Below are 18,100 nucleotides of genomic sequence, written 5' to 3' on the forward strand. Positions count from 1 at the left end.
GAATGCCCAGCGCGTCGCAACCCGCTATGACAAGACTGCTGAAAGCTTCCTGGGCTTCATTGACATCACTTCTATCCGCCTTTGGCTCCGCATTTGTCAACATGGCCTAGGGAAATGTTCGGGTATCTATCGCGATGGGTGGCGGCATCTCGCCACCCGTTCAGTTTTTCAAAACTGATCTCGCGACGGTCTTCACCGGGTGCCCCGGCAAATCCCTTTGGTGATCAAGACATCTTCGACAGGTCGGCATTTCAGTCCCGACCAAGAAGCACCCGTCCGCAGCCGGACAACTTAAGCGGCCAGAACCACAGCTCTGGCCACATCCTTGTTATGTCCCCTGCCCTGCCGGGGAGGTCACAGCGATGGTGATTTTTCCCATACTAGAAGAGAGATATGATACTTCTTCGTCTAGCATGAGAAACCGCCCGGCTTCCTGCTCATCAGTGACAACAGATGAGATGATCGCGTCGTAAGGATTTGCTGCCTTGAAGACGGCCCCCGAAACAACATACCTGACTACTCCACGGACGATCTGGCGCGCTGTCGGCGGCATGAAGATCACGCCTTCCGGTGTCCCGGACATCAGGCCTTGCCCCTCGGCGATCTGTTCGTCCCGCACCAACCGGTGATTGGAGCCTTTGTAAACAAATCGTGTGGAAGCCGTGTCCCCAAGAACCTTCTGTACAAGATCATCAAAGCCCAAAATCATCTCTGCGCCAAAAGCGTCCTGACGGATTACACCGTTTCGCAGCGTCTGAATGCGTTCATCAGTCACAAACTTCTGCCACTCTGCCGGAATGACCAGGAAGGGCCCGCTGGGAAAGAAGCCTTCTCCGCTTTTTGAATCGCTGAACCCGGACCCGGAATCAAAGTTCCCCGTATCAATCATCCGCAGCAGCGTACCGCGATCGGTAAAATCCCCGCACAGGAAGAAGCCTTTCCGAGCGGCTTCGAAGTCTGCAAATGATCTGATGTCGCGATCGAACCGGACACAAAGTTCCACTTCATAATCCAGCAGCACGCCATCGCGCAAAGCCACGCTGGTAACTGGCGGTGTCGCAACGCCGAACTTGGGAAAGTTGAAGACCGACGAACTGAGGGTTTCTTCCGCATGCTCGGGGAAATTCGTTCCGCTTCCAATATGCAAATCCCCCCCGCCCGCAGCGGGCTTCAGCACATCGAATCTGTACTCACCCAGTAATCCCGCGGCTACATCTGTGCCCTGGGCCTGCAGCAACAGCGCTTTTAACGTCTCCTCTCCGACCTGATCAAACACGCGAAAAAGATCCGTATCCGGCGCTCCGCCATACCGGGTAAGGTCGACAGCTGTCACGTTATCGGGCGTCATCCCGACAACCAGAAGCGGGATCGCTTGGCCATTTCTGCCCTGCGCCTGAGCCAGGGTAATTGCCTTGCCAGCCGGCAAGACACCAGGCTTAAGGATCTGCCCATTCGTGGTGATCTGGTTCATGCGCGCGGGATCATCGTCAAGCAAGAAAGCCCAGAGCAATACGGCTGCACACATGGCCCCAACCGCGGAGATAATACGTTTCATTAAAGCCTCCAGTGATTTCGCCGCCTGCAACCGGCCTGGCTACCGCCAGGCCGACCGCGTGCCGACATTTTAGAATCGGAAGTAGATGCCTGTCGAAATCGCGGTTTGCCCCGAATCAAAGGTGACCGGACTGTCTTTGGCATCGCCCACCAGTTCCGCGTGGTTCAGCCCCAAAAAGATACCGGTACGGTCATTCAGAGCATAAGTGGCCTGCAGTTCGACACCAACCCGTTCAAACCCGGAGCCGGCCGCAAATCCGGCAAACGTCGAAGCAGCTGCTTCGGACGCGCTAACGCCATAAAACGCCTGAGAATAAGAGCTGTCGGCCCAAACGAGATAGGGGGCAGCAGAGAGTGAGAGGCGCGAATTGACCTGTCCGCTGAATTCCAGACTCATTGTTGCACGCGTACCTTCATGGCCTGCGCTTTCCAGCCCTCGGTTCAACTCCAGCCCGAAATCCGCAAACCCGAGATCATATTCGAGAAACGCTGTCAGCATTGCGCCGGCTTCGACATCGCGCAGCCCTGTCAGCCGGGAGTCATCAGAGGCGATCCGCTCGTCGAAATCATATCCGATTGCCAGACCCGCAGACAACCCTGACCCACCCTGGTTCCGCAGGGCGTAAACCCCCAACCCGCGGCCATCGAAGAAATAGCGCTCGCCCCATTCCAGACTGATGATCGGGAAGGCCGACGCTGAAGACTCATCGGAACCAGAAAACTCTGGGCCGTAGGACGTGCCCAGACCGATAACGCCTGTGAGGTTCTTTTCGCCGGCCAGGGCTGGTGCGCCCAAGAGTGCTGTAACTGCGGCGGCAAGGGCGAGAGGAGCCCTAAGAGACTGAGACATGGAGAAACCTTTTGATGATCATTCTCAAGCGCATAGGCTGCGCTTGGTACAGGCATCTCTCCTTATGGCGGCCCATAAAATACTGAATTCCCTGACCCGCTGTTATTGTGCATGAACGGTCTCCAAAAATCACAGACGGTCGCGTATCTACCGTTCAAGTTTCAGCGGTCGCACCTATGTAGCAATGGTAACTTGAACACCCAACCAGCACCAAGGAGGCTAGGTTATGCAACTGAGTTCTGGATCGCACGGGGGGATGAATATTGCCCTGTCGCTCTTCGGTCTGAGCGGTGTCAGCTGGCAACGGGTTTGGACCTATGCCGTCTCCCTCTCGTTTGCAGCAGCGCTGATCCTGACCAGTTTTTCCCCGCAGCCAACTGCAGAACTGAGCTATCTCGCGGCAGCCGCCTCCTGGTTTATCCATTTCTTCCTTTCCATCGGGATCGTCTTGGGCACCGCTATGCTATGCGTCCGGCTCGGCCTTGGCAGGACACCTTCTCTCACTGCGGGTATACTCTGTCTTCCAGTCCTGCTATCGCCTGTGTCACTGCTGCTCGACCAATGGTTCTCGGGCACCTTCAGCGCCCCCCCAGGCGTTATCATGCAAAACCTCTTCGATGAGTTTACTTCAGTTGGCCTGTCCGCTGTGGTCTGCAGCGCTTTTTTCACTATTGCAGCCAGCAAACTCGCAGCCGCCGTCCGTGAGCACCGCAAGCTATTGGCAGCCTTCCCCGCCACCGAACCTATGCTGAGAAGCGCGCTGCCTAACGTGCCCCACAACCTAGGCAATGATCTGATCCGGATTGAGGCCCAGGGGCATTATGTAAATGTTGTCACAGCCGACGGGAAAGTTCTGATAAAACAGCCATTTGCCGAAAGTGTGGCGGCGCTCGAGGAGTTCACCGGCCTTCAATGCCACCGGTCACACTGGCTGAATCTCAAGCACGCTAAGGTAATCAAACGTGTTGGCAGCGCCTATGCCTGCGAGATGTCCAACGGAGATAACGTTCCAGTCAGCCGACGGAAATACAGCGAACTGCGGCACAAAATATGATTGCAAGCTGGAGCCTGTGCACCAGAGCCACCGGCGTCCCTGCCCGTACCTGCCTCAATCACCGTAGTATCGCTTCCCCCCTGCGTCCGACAACGAGCAGCCTCACCCCGATCCTATCCGGCACCCTATGCAACGGGTATAAGGGGATAGCCCATGAGTGCCTGACAGAAAACCGCCATTGTGAAGACTGCGTATAGCGCACTCCAGCAAAACAGGCTACGCCGTCCAAGGCTGCCCCTGCGGTTCAATGCAAACGCAATAAGTGGCAGCAGTTGCATAGCGTGAAGCGAGAGAAAATGCGCGGGCCGCAAATCACCGGCGACGCGGGACCAGCCTAAAACAGGCAAGGTTGGCGCTCCCTCTGGATGCGCTCCGACAAAATGCCCATCCTGAGCGCTGAGATAAATCGCCACAATCATTGTAAGCAAGAAGGTCAAAAGGCCGCCCAGCCAAACCGCCTCCCGCAGAACCGGAGATATGTGGGCCTCATGGTCGTGTTTGATAAGCCAGGCAATGTACAGATTGACAATCAGAATACATATCGCGCTTGCGAACATCAGGCCCGAATACATCACGGTATGAAACAGGGAGCTCAAGTTAAAGTGCGAAGGCTCCGCCCTCGCGGCCTGATAGAAGATATAGACCATTTCTGCCAGAAAGCAGACCGACATCACGCCAAACGCGATCTGTAACGGCTTCCCACGGCGCAGTCGAGCTGACATAAAACTCTCGAAGACTTCTATCGTGGCGAAAAAGATCGCGAAGCTGAACGCGAACTTCATAGGCTTCGCCCAAACCGGTGCGCCATCTACCAACCGGTGATCAGCGAAGCTCCACAGCCCGCAAATCACCATCAGCGCCAAGGAAAAGACGGTCAACACTCGGAACCGGGTGCAATTCTGATAGTTTTCCCGACAGTCAGCTTCTTTAGAGCCTGTCACAAGATCGTCCTTTCCGCGGTGGCTTGTTTTTCCAGCCATGCAGATCCGCTGAGGCCATAGACAATCAGGATGGTCAGCAAATAGCCAATCGGCCCCAGCATGAAAACCAATATCAAAACAGGCACCTGAACAATTCGGGTGACACCGGCGACATCCAGCCGTGCAGCGGCCCAGCAGCCCACAATCAGGTCAAATGCCAGGTAATGCGCCCAGCCCGCCAGCAAGCCCCACTCGTTCGTCATGAACACAGCAAAGTCAGCGAGGCTGCCAAATCCCCCCCCGGTTTCGGAAAAGCGGCTTAATGCGACCGCCGTGTAAACCGCTGCAAGGATTGCAGGAATGAGCAGCCGCGGGAACAGGTTCAGCCAGCCGATACTGCGCGGACCAAGAACCAGAATGACCCAACCGGCTGTTGCAAGGCTGCTGGAATGCGAAAAAAGCGCTTCAGGCGTCAAACCCAACGTCTCCTGTTTTAGGCCAAGCCTCTATGGCACTTCAGCTTCTACAGCCTTCCACGATCTTGTTCCGAGCAAACATCTGAAAGCTCATTCCTGCGACAGATGCCGAGAAACCATGCACACGAAAATATGGTCGCGACAGCGATCTGTTTGGCAGCCATGTAATACCCGGGGCGGTGCCGCATGAACGCTGCCGTGCAATGACGGCTCGCAAGGCACGGGCCGTCTTGCGTCAGAAACCGCTAAAGCTGCACCAGGAGAGTTCTGGCTACAAGTCTTTCCGCAAGATCTTTCCCACCGGGCTTTTGGGCAGTTCGGACAGGAATGTAACATGTGTCGGAATCTTGTACCCCGTCAGATTTGCACGGCAATGGTCAACCACCATCTTCTCAGTCAGGCCATCATTGTTACGTTTGATGAATGCATGAGGGCTTTCACCCCGCTCGCTGTGCGGTTTGCCGACAACAGCCACTTCATCGACCTGCGGCAGCGCCTGGATAACCGCCTCCAACTCATTCGGGTAAACGTTGAAACCGCTGACCAGAATCATGTCCTTCTTGCGGTCGACAATTGTAACGTAGCCATCAGCGTCCATTGTTACGACATCCCCTGTCGCCATCCAGCCGTCCTGGAACGTCTCGCCACCTGCTTCCGGCTGATTGCGGTACCCGGTTGCAATATTTGGCCCCCTTACATGCAATTCGCCGGGTTCACCGATGCCCATTGGATTGCCCTGATCATCGGTTATCTTGGCATCTAGACCGGGCACAATGAAGCCGACCGTGCCTGGCTTGCCGCGGCCATCAAACGGGCTGATCGCAATGATACAGGTAGACTCCGTCATTCCGTACCCTTCGGCGATCGGACCAACCGCCGCCTGCCAGCGCGACGCCGTATCCTCCTTCAACGCTGTGCCGCCGCCGATCGTAAGCTCGATTTCAGGCTTCATCTCCTGGAACCAGTCCTGTGCCATCAGCCCATTGAACAGCGTGTCAACACCCGTCAGCCAGTCTATTGGGTAGTTCTCAAATGCGGGTTTGAGATTGGAAACCGGATTTGGGTTCGGGATCAAGATATTGCGCCCGCCTTGGGAGGTGAACAGCATCATGTTCACGATCAGCGCGAAGATATGGTAGTATGGGATGACCGTAAGAATTGAGTTCTGCCTGTCTGGGTCCAGCGCGTCCCGGACACTGCATTCAAGCATTTCAAGGACGTGTGCGACATTGTCATGTGTCAGCTCAGCGCCTTTGCTGGCTCCGGTTGTGCCGCCAGTATACTGTATGAAAGCCGGCGCAGAGCAGTCCTTGCCCTCTGCCAAGCAGTCTTTGCCGCGATGGCGGCCGCCCTTTTCCAGAGCGTCTGCAAAATTCTCATGGTCGAACGGCACGTCCGGTACCTGTTTGGCCACATTGCGCAGGTAGTGTTCCAACTGCGACGACACTTCCTGCGGAAAAAAGTCCCAGACAGCCGCAACAATCACCCGGTCAACTGGCACATCTTCAAGCGCCTTGGACAGCCGGTCCGCAAACAGATTGAACCCGAACAAGACTTTGGCGCCGGAATCCCGAAGCTGATGGGCGATCTCGCGCGGGGTATATAGCGGGTTGAGATTGGTCACCGTCAGACCGGCACGCAGCGCACCAAACAAAACAACCGGATAGTGAAGCGAATTCGGCAACTGTACCGCAACTACATCCCCCGGCTGCAAGCCCAGATCTTCGCGCAGGTAGGCGGCCACCGCATCTGCAGCTTGACCGATTTCCGCATATGTCTTGTCCAGGCACTGCCCGCCAGGCAGCACAAGAGAAAAGCCTACACGATCAGGAAACGCCTTTACCGTGTCAAAGAGAATGTCTGAAACATGTGCATAGCGCCGTGCGTTCGGATCATATGCGGCCTGTGCAGCTGTGTATGAGCGGTCCCACCAACGACTGTTCCCATCGATGCGCCGAGTGCTTTCTGCGAGTGTTTCCGTGGTTGGCATGTTCGTTCCTCCCTTATCGTTTTTCCTAAATCAGGATTTCAATATCGCTGAGCGCAAAGGCAACGCAGGCGTGCGTCCAGCCAAACGTGCGGTCAGAACTGCGCAGGTGGGATTGCGGCGGGTTGAATACATCGCCCGACAAGACCTTGACCCGGCACAGGCTGCATTCACCAGAACGGCAGGCATTTTCCGCCTGGTAACCGTTGCGCTCCATCGCGTTCAGCAGCGGCTCGCCGACGGGCATCTTGAACTGTCCCCGGCCGCGCACGGTAACAGTGACTTCTTTACTGGTCTCAAGGCCCTGCGGCCAGCCGGTCAGCTTCTGCGGCGCTGGCGGCGGCCCGTTTGCTTCAATCCGAACGCGGCGGCCGGGCACTCCCAGTTTTTCCAATTCCGGCTTACAGAAGTCATACATGGCGTTCGGGCCGCAAAGATAAAACATCTTGCCGTCAACATCGCCGGTCAGACGCTGGATCATTTCCGCGCTGAGATATCCGGTGTGGCCTGTATAATCCGCGTCTGGTTCAGAGATAACCTCATCAACGGTCAGGAAGTCATGCTGTTCTGCCAGTGCCTGCAGCTGTTGCCGGAAAATGATGTCATCCGTGCTGCGCGAACCATAGATCAGGTGGAAGTTCAGCGGGCGCTTCTTGTTTATGATATCCCTGATCATGCTCATTGCCGGCGCAACACCGGACCCGCCGGCCAGGAAAACCAGATCCCCCCCGTGGAACAACGGATTGTAGTAGAAGGAACCCATCGGGCCGGAGCTTTGCAAGATCTGGCCTTCGAACATCTCGCCGACCATGTAGGGGCTGACAAAACCTCCGGGCACACTGCGAACCGTCACATCATAATAGTCCCTGCTTTGCGGCGCGGACGAAATGGCAAACGGGCGGGCCGTCTCAACTCCGTCGACAGTCAGAAACAAATTGATGTACTGCCCTGCCTGAAACGGAGGCAGCGGTGAGCCATCATCGCTCAGCAAGCGCAGGCTGCACGCCGTCGAGGTTTCGCGGATGATTTCACCGACTGTCAGGGTCAGCCGCTTGGGGTGCAATTTGCGGATCTGCCGCGCGACCGCATTCCGGTCTGCGGCAAAGTTGCTGCCTTCTTGAGCCAGTTCAGCCTTCTCGGCGCAGACCTTGTCATAGGCGGCAATCACATTCAGTGTGGATTTTGTGCTCATGGTTTCACTCCGCAGCCAGTAGTTGAGTGTTGTTGCGCACGACAGTGTTCGCCGCAGACAGCCCCGCCATATAGGTTGGCTGGAATCCGCCCGGACCGCTCCAGGCCCCTGCAAGATAAAGGCCTTCTGGCCCTCTAAGGCGTTCGCGGAACACCGGGGTTTCCAACGCGTTCTGATCAAAGCCGTAAATCGCGCCGCCAGGCGTGTTGAGGTAGCGCATAACCGTCAATGGAGTGGCGACCTCGACCTCTTCGATATGGTCTTTCAACCCCGGATAGACCTGTTCCGCCAGCGCAATCAGGCGCTCTGCAAAGTCATATTTCGCATCAAAATAGACTTCCGGGTCCATCGCCTCCCATGGGGCGGCGTATTGGGCACACATCAGCCCGATCATCGACTTTCCGTCCGGCGCAAAGGACGGGTCGTCATAGTTGTAGCAGGTGAACAGGCAGCCGGCCGGATCTGTCAGCGCGTTGGCTGTTTCAAAAACCACACGGTCGTCCAGATCAGAGCAAATAAAGTTGGACGCGGCGGTCACGCCCAATTCCTCCGGCGAAACATCAAGCCCCATATAGACAATGAACCCCGAGACCCCGACACGGCTGTGGCGGAATATCTGCTGCACCTGTTCTGGAGCCTCATCCCAATCCAGCAACTCGTTGAACGTATGGATCGAACTTGAATTTGAAACCACATGGTTACAGCTGAAGCGATCCCCATGTTCTGTGGTCACCCCACAGACCCGGCCACCTTTAGTATGGATGGTTTGCGCCGCAGTATTGAACCGCACTTCACCGCCGGCTTCCATAAAACTGTCCAGCAGCGCGTTGGACATCGCCTGCGACCCGCCCCGCATGTGGTAGGGGCGGTATTCGGCATAGAGAAAGAACATTGGCCCCAGTTCGACAAAAGGCAGCTCGTCGAGGGGCAGCCCTAGATACGGCCAATATGCACCCAACGCTGCCTTAAGACGCTCATCCGCAAAAAACTCATCCAGCACATCACGCGCTGTGCGTACTCCGTATTTGACGACATTGGGACAGCGCTGCTCCAATTCTTCCGGGTCTTTTGATGCCTTGGCCCGCGGGAACAGCACATAATATTCATGTGTCAGCTGTCCGCAGACCTTCATGAAATCGCGGATTTTCCCGGCTTCCTCCGGAAACTCGCGGCTCAACACCGCAACAATCCCAGGAATGCTTGCAGGCAGCGTGACATCCACCTTGCCCGGAACGCAGAACCGGTAGATTTCGCCTTCCTCGACAAAATCAACCTTATCCATCACGCCAAGTTCCTCAAATGTCTGGCGCAGAACAAAAGGGTTATCATCAGATCCCATCCCGCTCAGCTGGTGGAGCGCGACCTCGAACTCGAATTCTCCCCGCACGAAAGACGTCCCGCATCCGCCAGGGATATTATGCCGTTCAAGCAGAAGCGTCCGCAGCCCCTTGCGCTGCATGCCCGCAGCGGCGGTCAGGCCGCTGTTGCCTGCACCAATGACAATCGCATCATAATCTGTCATGTGTTCGTTCCTCATGTCGGACTTTGCATTCAGGCGCATGCCTGGGCCTGGGGGTTGCTCAGGCTCTCAGCCAGTGTCAGCCCTTGCTGAATGGCGCGCTTTGCATCGAGTTCGGAAGCCACATCGGCGCCACCGATCAGGTGCGCCGGGACCCCGCGAGCCTGCAGCCCCTCCAGCAGATCCCGCCTGGGAAGCTGGCCTGCACACACCACAACCGTGTCGACGTCCAGAACTTCACTTTGGCCATTCACGGTCACATGCAGCCCCGCGTCATCAACCTTTTGATACTGAACCCCGCCCAGCATCCGCACCTTGCCCAGCTTCATCTCAGCGCGGTGAATCCAGCCGGTGGTTTTGCCCAGCCCAGCACCCAGGGGCGTTGTTTTGCGCTGCAGCAAAGTGATATCCCGGAACGGAGCATCCGGTGCCGGCGCCTCCGCGAGCCCGCCGCGCAAGCCGCCTTCGCCCTGACCCCAGCCAGGGTTCACACCCCATTTCCGCATGAAAGAGGGAACATGGGCATGGTCATGCCCCGGCGCGGCCAGAAGAAACTCTGACGTGTCAAAACCGATGCCGCCCGCACCGATGACTGCCACGCGTTTTCCCGCGACCACACGCCCGGTCAGAATGTCGATATAGCTGCACACTTTGGGGTGATCTGCGCCGGGAATGTCCAAGTCGCGCGGCTCAATCCCCGTGGCCAGAACCACCTGATCAAATCCGGCTTCCAGATCAGGCAATCCAACCCGAATGCCAAGCCGGATCTCCACACCAGTGCGCTCAAGCCGGTTGCCGAAATAACGCACGGTTTCATCGAATTCGGTTTTCCCCGGAACATTGCGCGCAATGTTCAGCTGCCCGCCAATCTTCTTTTCGGCATCAAACAGAACAACCTGATGACCCCGCTCCGCCGCTTCGCTTGCAAAGCTCATACCCGCAGGGCCTGCTCCCACAACGGCAATCCGCTGCGGCTTGTCCGAAGGGGTCGTGGCAAAACGCGTTTCGTTACAGGCCCGCGGGTTCACCAGACAGGAACAGGTCTTCATGCTGAAGATATGGTCCAAACAGGCTTGGTTGCAGGCGATGCAGGTATTGATGGCCGCCTCATCCCCATCGAGGGCCTTATTCATGAAATCCGCATCCGCCAGAAACGGGCGCGCCATCGACACCATATCCGCATGGCCATCGCGTAGGGCCTCTTCCACCTGATCCGGTGCATTGAACCGGTTCGAGGTGATCAGCGGGATCGAAACCTCTCCCATCATCCGCCGGGTCACCCAGGACCAGGCCTGCCGGGGCGTGGCCTGTGCAATAGTGGGGACTCTGGCCTCGTGCCAGCCAATTCCGGTGTTCAGGACAGTGGCACCGGCTTCTTCCAGCGCTTTGGCCAGTTCTACCACTTCTTCCCAGTCGGAACCGCCCTCAACCAGGTCAATCATTGATAGGCGGAACATGATGATGAAGTCCGGGCCGACCATCTCGCGGGTCTGGCGTACAATTTCAACAGGAAAACGGATACGGTTCTCATAGGCGCCGCCCCATTCATCGGTGCGGTGATTGGTGCGTTGCGCAATGAACTGGTTGATCAGGTAACCTTCTGAACCCATGATCTCGACACCGTCGTACCCACCTTCCTGGGCCCGCTGGGCGCATTTGGCGAAGTCATGGATCGTCCGTGTGATATCCGCACCTGTCAGCTCGCGAGGCACATGCGCTGAAATCGGTGCCTGAATTGCTGATGGCGCAACAGATCCGGGCGCGTAGGAATACCGGCCAGTGTGCAGGATCTGCAATAGAATGCGGCCGCCTTCATCATGCACCGCCTGTGTCACACGCTGATGAATCGCCAGGGATCTTGGTGAGTCAAGCCGCCCGTAGCTGTCTGGCTTGCTGGGAATACCGGTGCTGCCTTCTTCGTTCGGAGCAACGCCTCCAGTCACGATAAGCGCGCAGCCGCCGAGCGCGCGCGCCGCATAAAAGGCTGCTATCCGTTCACCTGTCTGGTCAATTTCTTCCAGGCCTGTGTGCATGGACCCCATGATGACCCGGTTGGGCAGGGTGACGTGCCCCAGTTCAATCGGCTCAAATGTCAGTGGATATTTCATCTTGCTTCTCTTCGGCAGTCTTCGAACGCTTCAGCGCAAACGAAGATGTTACGATTCAGTGGCGAGGTTTGTTCCCGAGGCTGCTCAGGCCAGCGCCGGAGCACGGAGCTTGCGGACCAGGAAAGCAAAGCCTAAGCCGGTGACATAGGCCCAAGGCAGGTAGAAGAAGGTTGGTCCCAAAAGCTCAGGTGCGTTCAAGATTCCCATGATGACCACGATCGACATGGAGATATTCTGCATCCCGACTTCGACGGTCACCGCGCGGGTTTCATCTTCCTTCAGGCGGGCCATCCGCCCAAGTACGAAGGCAAGCCCCATCATCAGCACATTCAGCACCACCACCGCGCCAAACGCATCAAACGCTGAAATCAGATGCATACGGCCAGCCACAAACAACAGGGACGTGATCAGAATGGTCACGAAGCCACCGATAAACATCGGCCGGCGGACCTTGACCGCAAACACAGGGGCCACAGCTCCCACCACGATCCCGCTCACAACCGGCAAGAACGTCGTCAGAAATATACGAAACGCCGTTTCCCAGAACGGCAGGTGCAGCGTCGTGCTTTCGCCCAAGAAGAACTCAATTCCCAGTCCGATGATGAAAGGCACCGTCAGAAAGGCCAGAACACTGGCAACTGCTGTCAGTGACACCGAAAGCGCGACATCCCCACGGGCAACGGCGCAAACAGCATTCGATGGCGCCCCTCCCGGGCAAGCCGCGATGACCATTAACCCCACTGAAGCCGCCGGGGACAGGTCCATGGCAATGGCTATACCTGCAGCCGCCAGCGGCAGAAGCAGGATCTGTCCGGTGATGCCCAGAAACAGCGCTTTGGGCTGCCGCAAAACGCGTAGAAAATCGGCCGCCGACAGCGACGTTCCCATGGAAAACATGACCGACACTAACCCGGCAAGCGCGATGCTGGTGATGATTGCCCCGATGTCCATCGGCTCCTCCTTCATATTAGGATTACACTGTAAACCTGAAGGGCAAAAATAACCTAGCCAGTTCTCCCGGAACGTAGCGTCAACCCAACTGCATAGCCCTTATCGACGCCGGAGCAGACCGGCAGATAATGTCCGCAAGTTCTTGTATATCAACATTAAAAACTAACTTCCGCGATAGGTGAAGCTGCAGCGCCCCATGCAGGGACGACCATAACCAATGCGCCGCTGCATTCGGTGAAACCGGCAGATTTTCCGCAGCACAAAACGCGGAAACCACGTCCAGATTCACTTGCCAGCTCAGCGATTCCCGATTGGCGGATTCACCAAAGTCACTAAGAATCCGCTCATAGGCGTCAAACTCCCAGGGGTCGAACATCAGGCGGTATTCGTTTGGATGCGCCAGGCCAAACAGCACGTATGCCCGGCTTACCTGTACCAACGCATCGTATGGATCCTCTGTGGTGCCCTGTGCCTTGCGCATCTGTTTTGTCAGGCCCTCAAACGCCTCGAGGCGTAACTCCATCAGGATATGATCTTTGCTCGGAAAATGCTTGTAGGGCATCATCTGCGATACACCGATGACACCAGCGACAGAGCGCATAGACACCGCCGAGACTCCGCCCTTTTGCAGCAGACTCTTTGTTGCCTTTAGTATCTGGCTGCGTGGTGCTGATGCCCTGTCGAACTTCATAAAACCGCCTCAGAATAAACACTGTCGACCGCCCTTGTCGGGCGGCTACCCCGCCGTGTCAATTCCCCGCTACTGCAGGCAGCTGTGCGATTGCCGCCAATGTTCCTGCAGTCTCACTGCACTTCTGCCACCTGACTGCATTTACCGGCACCTGCGCCAAAATCACCATAACGCTGATCGTTTCGCGCCTACACAAGCCTTCCGTCAGGAGCCAAATTCACCGGCATATCCATGAAACATCGCTATCAGTGAAAGAGACCATCCGATGAAGAAGGCCCCAGTTTGCGACATCAGCCATGGCCAACTGTCCAAATTCCACAGTGAAGCCGCTTTTTCCTACGCCTTCGGTCTCGCCTATGCCGACCACATACGCGAAACCGCCGAGACCATTCCGGAAAAACCAGTCATCTTCCTGAAGCACGGAGCTCCTGTAGTGAACCAAGAAACCGTCAAAACACCCAGTATTGACGAAATGCTGCAGGCAACTTTCAAGATTGAACCAGCAATCCGGGATCAGGTTGAGCCTTTGCGCGACAAGATCGGCCCGATGCTCGATTATGAAATTGAACTGGGTGTTCAGATTCTCGAGGACTGCAAGCTTCAAGATCTTGAAGCAGGTGCGCCACTGCCCAGAATTGGCTATTTCCTGGCAAATGACGTTACCACCAGAACGGTGCAGCTGTTTGGCCAGCTTTGCGACAGCCGACTGCCCTGCTGGACTGAATGCAAAAGCTTCGACGGGTTCTTTCCCACAGCCGATACGCTTTGGGTGCCCAACGAGGACGCTCGCGACAAATTCCCGGATGTGACGCTGCACCTGAAGGTTAACGGTAAGACGCGGCAGAAGGAACCGGTCAGCAGCCTCATATACACACCCAGAGAGCTGTTGACCCATGCCGCACGATTTGCCCCCGGCCGCAGGCTCAACGCCGGAGACCTGTTGGTAACCGGAACTCCGGCAGGGGTGACCTTTAAGGTCAACCGCCTCAAGCGCCAGATCGCCCGCGCCCTACCCGCCCGCTTTTTGATCGGCGCTATGGTCTCTGCCGGGAAGGCAAACTCTGACTATCTGAAGCCAGGAGATGTGATTGAAGCTGACGCCGAATGGCTGGGCAGCCACTCCTTTACAATCACCTGAAAATCATGAAATTCCCTTGCCCGCTTCCGGTACTCATCGCTCTTGTCTGAAAAAGCCTATCTGGCTAGTGTCTCGGCCGATGGCACAGAATACTGGTGTGGGCATTGGGGATTTTTCCCTGCCCTTCGAATACGCCGAGCTCTTGATAACGTTTGCCTCGGACCAAGGGGTTCCCGCCAGCACTCTGCTGTCGGGAACCGGGCTTACGATTCCTGATCTGCTGTCACAACCCCGGTATATCCGCAGCGACAGTTACAGTACTCTTGCAGGCAATCTTTGCGCCGCAACTGGAGATCCGCTGCTGCCCTGGAAATACGGTCGACTGTTGAGCCTCCAACCTCATGGCATGTTCGGTCTTACACTGCGCAGCGCTACCCGATTGTCCAAGGCCTATGAATACCTGCCCGAGTTCTTTTCCACACGCAGCGGTGGCAGCCAGGTCCTGCAAACCCGGCGTGATACGGAAACCTTCGATATTCTGATCAAGTCGGGTAATCGCAATACTCCAGATCGTGTTGTCCAGTTCCACACTATTGCCAGCCTGGTCAACATGGCATGGATCAGCCGCACCTTGACCGGCACATCCAAAACCGAGTTGAGTGACACTATTTTTTTGGTCTGGCCTGCGCCGAGCGAGGATGGATGGGCCGCATATCTGCCGCCAGGAACCAGAACAGTCTTTAACCACAAAGAAAGTTACTTCAGCCTTCCGTTGGCCATGATGCGACTGCGGGTAAGGTCAGGCGGGAAACAAATCAACTCCGCCGCAGTCTCCAAATTGAGGCAAGAACTGTCCCTCCCGCCGGAAACAATGGATATAGTCGGCCGTGTTGGCTGGGCAATCCATAAGACAGGCTTCAAAGACAGCACAATTGAGACCGCATCAGAGCTTCTTGGGGTCTCGCCTGCGACGTTGAAGCGACGGCTGGGTGAAAAGGGAGCGACTTTTCTAGCCGTCAAGAACGCGCAGCGTTTTGGCGTTGTCCGCGACTTACTGCGTTCTACGACCCTGTCCTTGGACGAAATCGCATATCGGGCGGGCTACGAAAACTCCAGCAACCTGTCCAAAGCTTTTCGCCGCAACTTCGGCATATCCCCTGGCGTATACCGCAAGTCACTTAGCAAGTATTGAGCCAGTTGGACCAGACATCTGAACTTCTGGCACATGGTGAGCTGATCGGCATGAGATATCCCTAAGGACGTGATCAAGACGTTCCCAGGGAGGTATGAAATGCGGGTGAACATTACGCTATGGCTGGCCGGTTTGATCCTGGCCGCCTTGGGCATTCTTCAAACCTGCCACGGCTTTCTAGGCTGGCTAAATGATGAAGCAGCAATTGTGACCTGGATCTTTGGCGCTGCCGCTCTGATCTTGGGTACGATCGCCCTAATCCTTGTCTGTATAGCGGATTACCGCGCCTGGATCGCACTAGGTGAAGGAGGCCTCCCTTCTAATCTGCGCGGCTGGCTTACAGTGACCGCAATGCGGCCGTTGGCCGGAGACCCTCTGGACCAATCCGTCTTTTCTTCCAGGCTGGGCAGTGAGGCTGATGTCGCTTATCTGGATTGCCTGCCGGGCCGGGATATGCCGCGACCGACTGTTGCGCCGCACGCAGTGCCACACCGCCAGATCGACCAGTTTCCAGACACCGCAACAATGAGTGATCTCTCCGCAGCCTTCGACGATATCGTCGCGAAGAATGCGGCCCGCCTCCAGTACAAGCTCAGCCGTTACGAAAAGCACAATCAGGCGATCTGGCTGCAGGATATTGATGGCGGCAATCCAGCAACCGGAAAGGAAGGGGAAATAGGGCACTTCCACCCATCGGACGGCTCTATGCACACAATACTAAGTCCCAGCGACGCCAAACAGGTCATAGACAAAGGCTGGGGTGAACTGCATTCGATGGCGCGTTTCAAGCGTATCTTCCCCACAGACACCTTTCTCATGCTCTATGCACCAGCCAAGCCCGAGCATGTTCCCGTGATCAAATCCATCATCTTGGCAGCTACTCGCTACGCACTGCCTGTACATGACAATCAACTCAAAGGATAAGAATATGCGACGCTGGCTTTTAATCGGAACTGCGGTTATCGCCCTTTCAGGGGTAGGTGGTGCCGCACTCATGTCCTCGATGGGTGCATTCAACAGCATCACAACACAATATGACGCCGCCTGCACCAGTGTCGGCGATATGGCAGGCCCAGAAGACCTGGCAATCGACTATGATGCTGGGGTTGCATTCATTTCCTCACTGGACAGGCGCGCAGGTATGGCCGGGGATACCGCCACCGGCGCAATCCACCGGCTGGACTTGGATGGCAGCAACTCTCTGACCGAAATGAACGTAACCGGTCTGGATGCCGCTGTTCCGTTTCTCCCCCATGGAGTTGACCTGAAAACAATCGGTGGAACGCAGTATCTCTTTGCACTAAACCACCGCAGCGCAACCGATCCCGCTGCCGGGCATGATATCTTTGTGTTTGAGGTGCGCGAAAATACGCTGGATCTTGTAGAGCATTATCAGAACAGCGGCATCCGCTCCCCCAACGATCTGGCAGCCATTGATTTGAACACCGTCTATTTCAGCAACGACCGCGGCAAGTTCGGTAATTTTGCCAACCTCGTCGAAATGATGCTAGCCCAGAAAATCGCCGATGTTTCCGTTTACGATCAGGGTGAGGTCTCCCTTTCCGCGCCCATGGCCTTTGCTAATGGCGTGGCTACAATCGACGATGGAAAAACCGTTTACGCAACCGCGATGCGCGAAAGCGTCCTGAAGGAGTTCAAACGTAACCCGGCCACAAACACTCTGACCCTGGTGCGCGAAATCTCTGTTGGCGAAGCACCTGACAATATCAGTGTTGCCGAAGACGGCAGCCTCTGGGTGGCCAGCCACTTGAACCTGATGGCCTTTGACGGCCACATCAAAGATGCCAGCGCACTGTCACCCTTCCAGGTCTACCGCGTTGATCCGGCCACCGGGGACAGCAAGCTGATGCTGGAGAATGACGGCTCTCTGCAGTCCTCAGTCAGCGTTGCAGCCCCATATAAGGACAAGATTCTGTTGGGGACCGCCTTTCAGTCCGGTATTAAGGTTTGCCCCCTTTAATCCGGGACATGCCTGCAATCAGCCGGTCTCCCCCTCCCCAAGAGTGGGGGAGGCCCGCAAAAAGGATCCTCCATGCAGGCTTCCGGCATTGCTCTCCATGAGGCTCTGATGATGTGACCGCCCCCGACGGCATCACTGTGCCAAGGTGGGTCTGCAACGATCCACAAAGGTGTCTGACGTCAGCACCTGTGGGAAAGATTTGAGGATTTGAACAACGGAGGATTTCTGGTTCATCGTAACCGTCAAGGAGTGAAGATGAACAAGAAATCCGGAACCAGCAAAGCCGCGGCTGACCAGCTGGTCAAGAGCATCCGCCGCAAGATCCGTCAGGCCTATTCGGCGGAGGAGAAGATCCGCATTGTTTTGGTCGGCCTTCGAGGTGAGGAAAGCATTTCGGCACTGTGTCGGCGCGAAGGCATTTCCGGGAGCCTGTATTACAGCTGGTCCAAGGAGTTCCTCGAAGCAGGGAAACGCCGTCTGTCCGGCGATACGGCCCCGGCAGGCGACATCGCCTGAAGTGAAGGATCTGCGGTCTGAGGCCCTGGCT

15 protein-coding genes and 2 pseudogenes are annotated in these 18,100 nt (G+C 56.4%); 7 read left to right on the plus strand and 10 right to left on the minus strand.

Features of this window, described 5'->3' with window-relative positions:
• Positions 1-91, plus strand: a pseudogene (locus L1069_RS21950) (IS5/IS1182 family transposase); the annotation flags it as partial.
• Positions 92-328: 237 nt separating this feature from the next.
• Here L1069_RS21950 and L1069_RS21955 read toward each other — a convergent pair.
• Positions 329-1,555 (minus strand): fumarylacetoacetate hydrolase family protein, encoded by a 1,227-nt coding sequence (locus tag L1069_RS21955; protein ID WP_237457057.1) that lies wholly within the window; start codon positions 1,553-1,555, stop codon positions 329-331.
• A gap of 69 nt (positions 1,556-1,624) precedes the next feature.
• Entirely contained in the window at positions 1,625-2,404 is a 780-nt protein-coding gene (locus L1069_RS21960; protein WP_237457058.1) for a MipA/OmpV family protein, read from the minus strand.
• A 226-nt stretch (positions 2,405-2,630) separates the two neighbouring features.
• On the opposite strand from L1069_RS21960, the gene L1069_RS21965 reads away from it, so the two are divergent.
• Complete coding sequence (locus tag L1069_RS21965) at positions 2,631-3,458, plus strand: LytTR family DNA-binding domain-containing protein (RefSeq protein WP_237457059.1); 828 nt, start codon at positions 2,631-2,633, stop codon at positions 3,456-3,458.
• Positions 3,459-3,583: 125 nt separating this feature from the next.
• On the opposite strand, the gene L1069_RS21970 is transcribed toward L1069_RS21965, so the two are convergent.
• From L1069_RS21970 to L1069_RS22005, 8 genes are all read right to left on the minus strand, one after another.
• Complete coding sequence (locus tag L1069_RS21970; RefSeq protein ID WP_237457060.1) at positions 3,584-4,438, minus strand: hypothetical protein; 855 nt, start codon at positions 4,436-4,438, stop codon at positions 3,584-3,586.
• Positions 4,396-4,854 (minus strand): ABA4-like family protein, encoded by a 459-nt coding sequence (locus tag L1069_RS21975; RefSeq protein WP_237457061.1) that lies wholly within the window; start codon positions 4,852-4,854, stop codon positions 4,396-4,398. Before L1069_RS21975 ends, L1069_RS21970 begins: the two co-directional genes overlap by 43 nt.
• 271 nt (positions 4,855-5,125) lie before the next feature.
• Positions 5,126-6,844 (minus strand): AMP-binding protein, encoded by a 1,719-nt coding sequence (locus tag L1069_RS21980; RefSeq protein WP_237457062.1) that lies wholly within the window; start codon positions 6,842-6,844, stop codon positions 5,126-5,128.
• A gap of 25 nt (positions 6,845-6,869) precedes the next feature.
• Positions 6,870-8,033 carry a 2Fe-2S iron-sulfur cluster-binding protein gene (locus L1069_RS21985; protein ID WP_237457063.1) on the minus strand — a complete coding sequence of 388 codons (1,164 nt, stop codon included), beginning with the start codon at positions 8,031-8,033 and terminating at the stop codon, positions 6,870-6,872.
• A 4-nt stretch (positions 8,034-8,037) separates the two neighbouring features.
• A complete protein-coding gene (locus tag L1069_RS21990; protein WP_237457064.1) occupies positions 8,038-9,555 on the minus strand; it encodes an NAD(P)/FAD-dependent oxidoreductase in 1,518 nt (505 codons plus the stop codon).
• A 29-nt stretch (positions 9,556-9,584) separates the two neighbouring features.
• Positions 9,585-11,660: an NADPH-dependent 2,4-dienoyl-CoA reductase gene (locus tag L1069_RS21995; protein WP_237457065.1), complete on the minus strand. Its 2,076-nt coding sequence runs from the start codon at positions 11,658-11,660 to the stop codon at positions 9,585-9,587.
• Positions 11,661-11,744: 84 nt separating this feature from the next.
• Positions 11,745-12,611 carry a bile acid:sodium symporter family protein gene (locus L1069_RS22000; protein ID WP_237457066.1) on the minus strand — a complete coding sequence of 289 codons (867 nt, stop codon included), beginning with the start codon at positions 12,609-12,611 and terminating at the stop codon, positions 11,745-11,747.
• A 79-nt stretch (positions 12,612-12,690) separates the two neighbouring features.
• Positions 12,691-13,302, minus strand: a complete 612-nt coding sequence (locus L1069_RS22005) for a TetR/AcrR family transcriptional regulator (RefSeq protein WP_237457067.1) — start codon at positions 13,300-13,302, stop codon at positions 12,691-12,693.
• Between the two features lie 265 nt (positions 13,303-13,567).
• On the opposite strand from L1069_RS22005, the gene L1069_RS22010 reads away from it, so the two are divergent.
• The 5 genes and pseudogenes from L1069_RS22010 to L1069_RS22030 form a co-directional block, all read left to right on the plus strand.
• On the plus strand, positions 13,568-14,440 hold the full coding sequence (locus L1069_RS22010; protein ID WP_237457068.1) for a fumarylacetoacetate hydrolase family protein: 873 nt from the start codon (positions 13,568-13,570) through the stop codon (positions 14,438-14,440).
• Complete coding sequence (locus L1069_RS22015; RefSeq protein ID WP_237457069.1) at positions 14,391-15,572, plus strand: AraC family transcriptional regulator; 1,182 nt, start codon at positions 14,391-14,393, stop codon at positions 15,570-15,572. The genes L1069_RS22010 and L1069_RS22015 overlap by 50 nt, the downstream gene beginning before the upstream one ends.
• Positions 15,573-15,671: 99 nt before the next feature.
• Positions 15,672-16,496, plus strand: coding sequence for a luciferase family protein (locus L1069_RS22020; protein WP_237457070.1), 825 nt, complete (start codon positions 15,672-15,674; stop codon positions 16,494-16,496).
• Between the two features lie 4 nt (positions 16,497-16,500).
• A complete protein-coding gene (locus L1069_RS22025; RefSeq protein WP_237457071.1) occupies positions 16,501-17,553 on the plus strand; it encodes a hypothetical protein in 1,053 nt (350 codons plus the stop codon).
• 255 nt (positions 17,554-17,808) lie between these two features.
• A pseudogene (locus L1069_RS22030) lies at positions 17,809-18,100 on the plus strand (transposase); the annotation flags it as partial.

Source organism: Leisingera sp. MMG026 (assembly GCF_021654205.1).
In the GTDB taxonomy this organism is placed as follows: Bacteria; Pseudomonadota; Alphaproteobacteria; order Rhodobacterales; family Rhodobacteraceae; genus Leisingera.

Coding starts and splice junctions, on each gene's coding strand:
- L1069_RS22005 (WP_237457067.1), bottom strand. CDS start 13,302: ATGAAGTTCGACAGGGCATCAGCACCACGCAGCCAGATACTAAAGGCA.
- L1069_RS21955 (WP_237457057.1), bottom strand. CDS start 1,555: ATGAAACGTATTATCTCCGCGGTTGGGGCCATGTGTGCAGCCGTATTG.
- L1069_RS22000 (WP_237457066.1), bottom strand. CDS start 12,611: ATGGACATCGGGGCAATCATCACCAGCATCGCGCTTGCCGGGTTAGTG.
- L1069_RS22010 (WP_237457068.1), top strand. CDS start 13,568: ATGAAGAAGGCCCCAGTTTGCGACATCAGCCATGGCCAACTGTCCAAA.
- L1069_RS22020 (WP_237457070.1), top strand. CDS start 15,672: ATGCGGGTGAACATTACGCTATGGCTGGCCGGTTTGATCCTGGCCGCC.
- L1069_RS21990 (WP_237457064.1), bottom strand. CDS start 9,555: ATGACAGATTATGATGCGATTGTCATTGGTGCAGGCAACAGCGGCCTG.
- L1069_RS22025 (WP_237457071.1), top strand. CDS start 16,501: ATGCGACGCTGGCTTTTAATCGGAACTGCGGTTATCGCCCTTTCAGGG.
- L1069_RS21995 (WP_237457065.1), bottom strand. CDS start 11,660: ATGAAATATCCACTGACATTTGAGCCGATTGAACTGGGGCACGTCACC.
- L1069_RS21980 (WP_237457062.1), bottom strand. CDS start 6,844: ATGCCAACCACGGAAACACTCGCAGAAAGCACTCGGCGCATCGATGGG.
- L1069_RS21970 (WP_237457060.1), bottom strand. CDS start 4,438: ATGGCTGGAAAAACAAGCCACCGCGGAAAGGACGATCTTGTGACAGGC.
- L1069_RS21960 (WP_237457058.1), bottom strand. CDS start 2,404: ATGTCTCAGTCTCTTAGGGCTCCTCTCGCCCTTGCCGCCGCAGTTACA.
- L1069_RS21985 (WP_237457063.1), bottom strand. CDS start 8,033: ATGAGCACAAAATCCACACTGAATGTGATTGCCGCCTATGACAAGGTC.
- L1069_RS21965 (WP_237457059.1), top strand. CDS start 2,631: ATGCAACTGAGTTCTGGATCGCACGGGGGGATGAATATTGCCCTGTCG.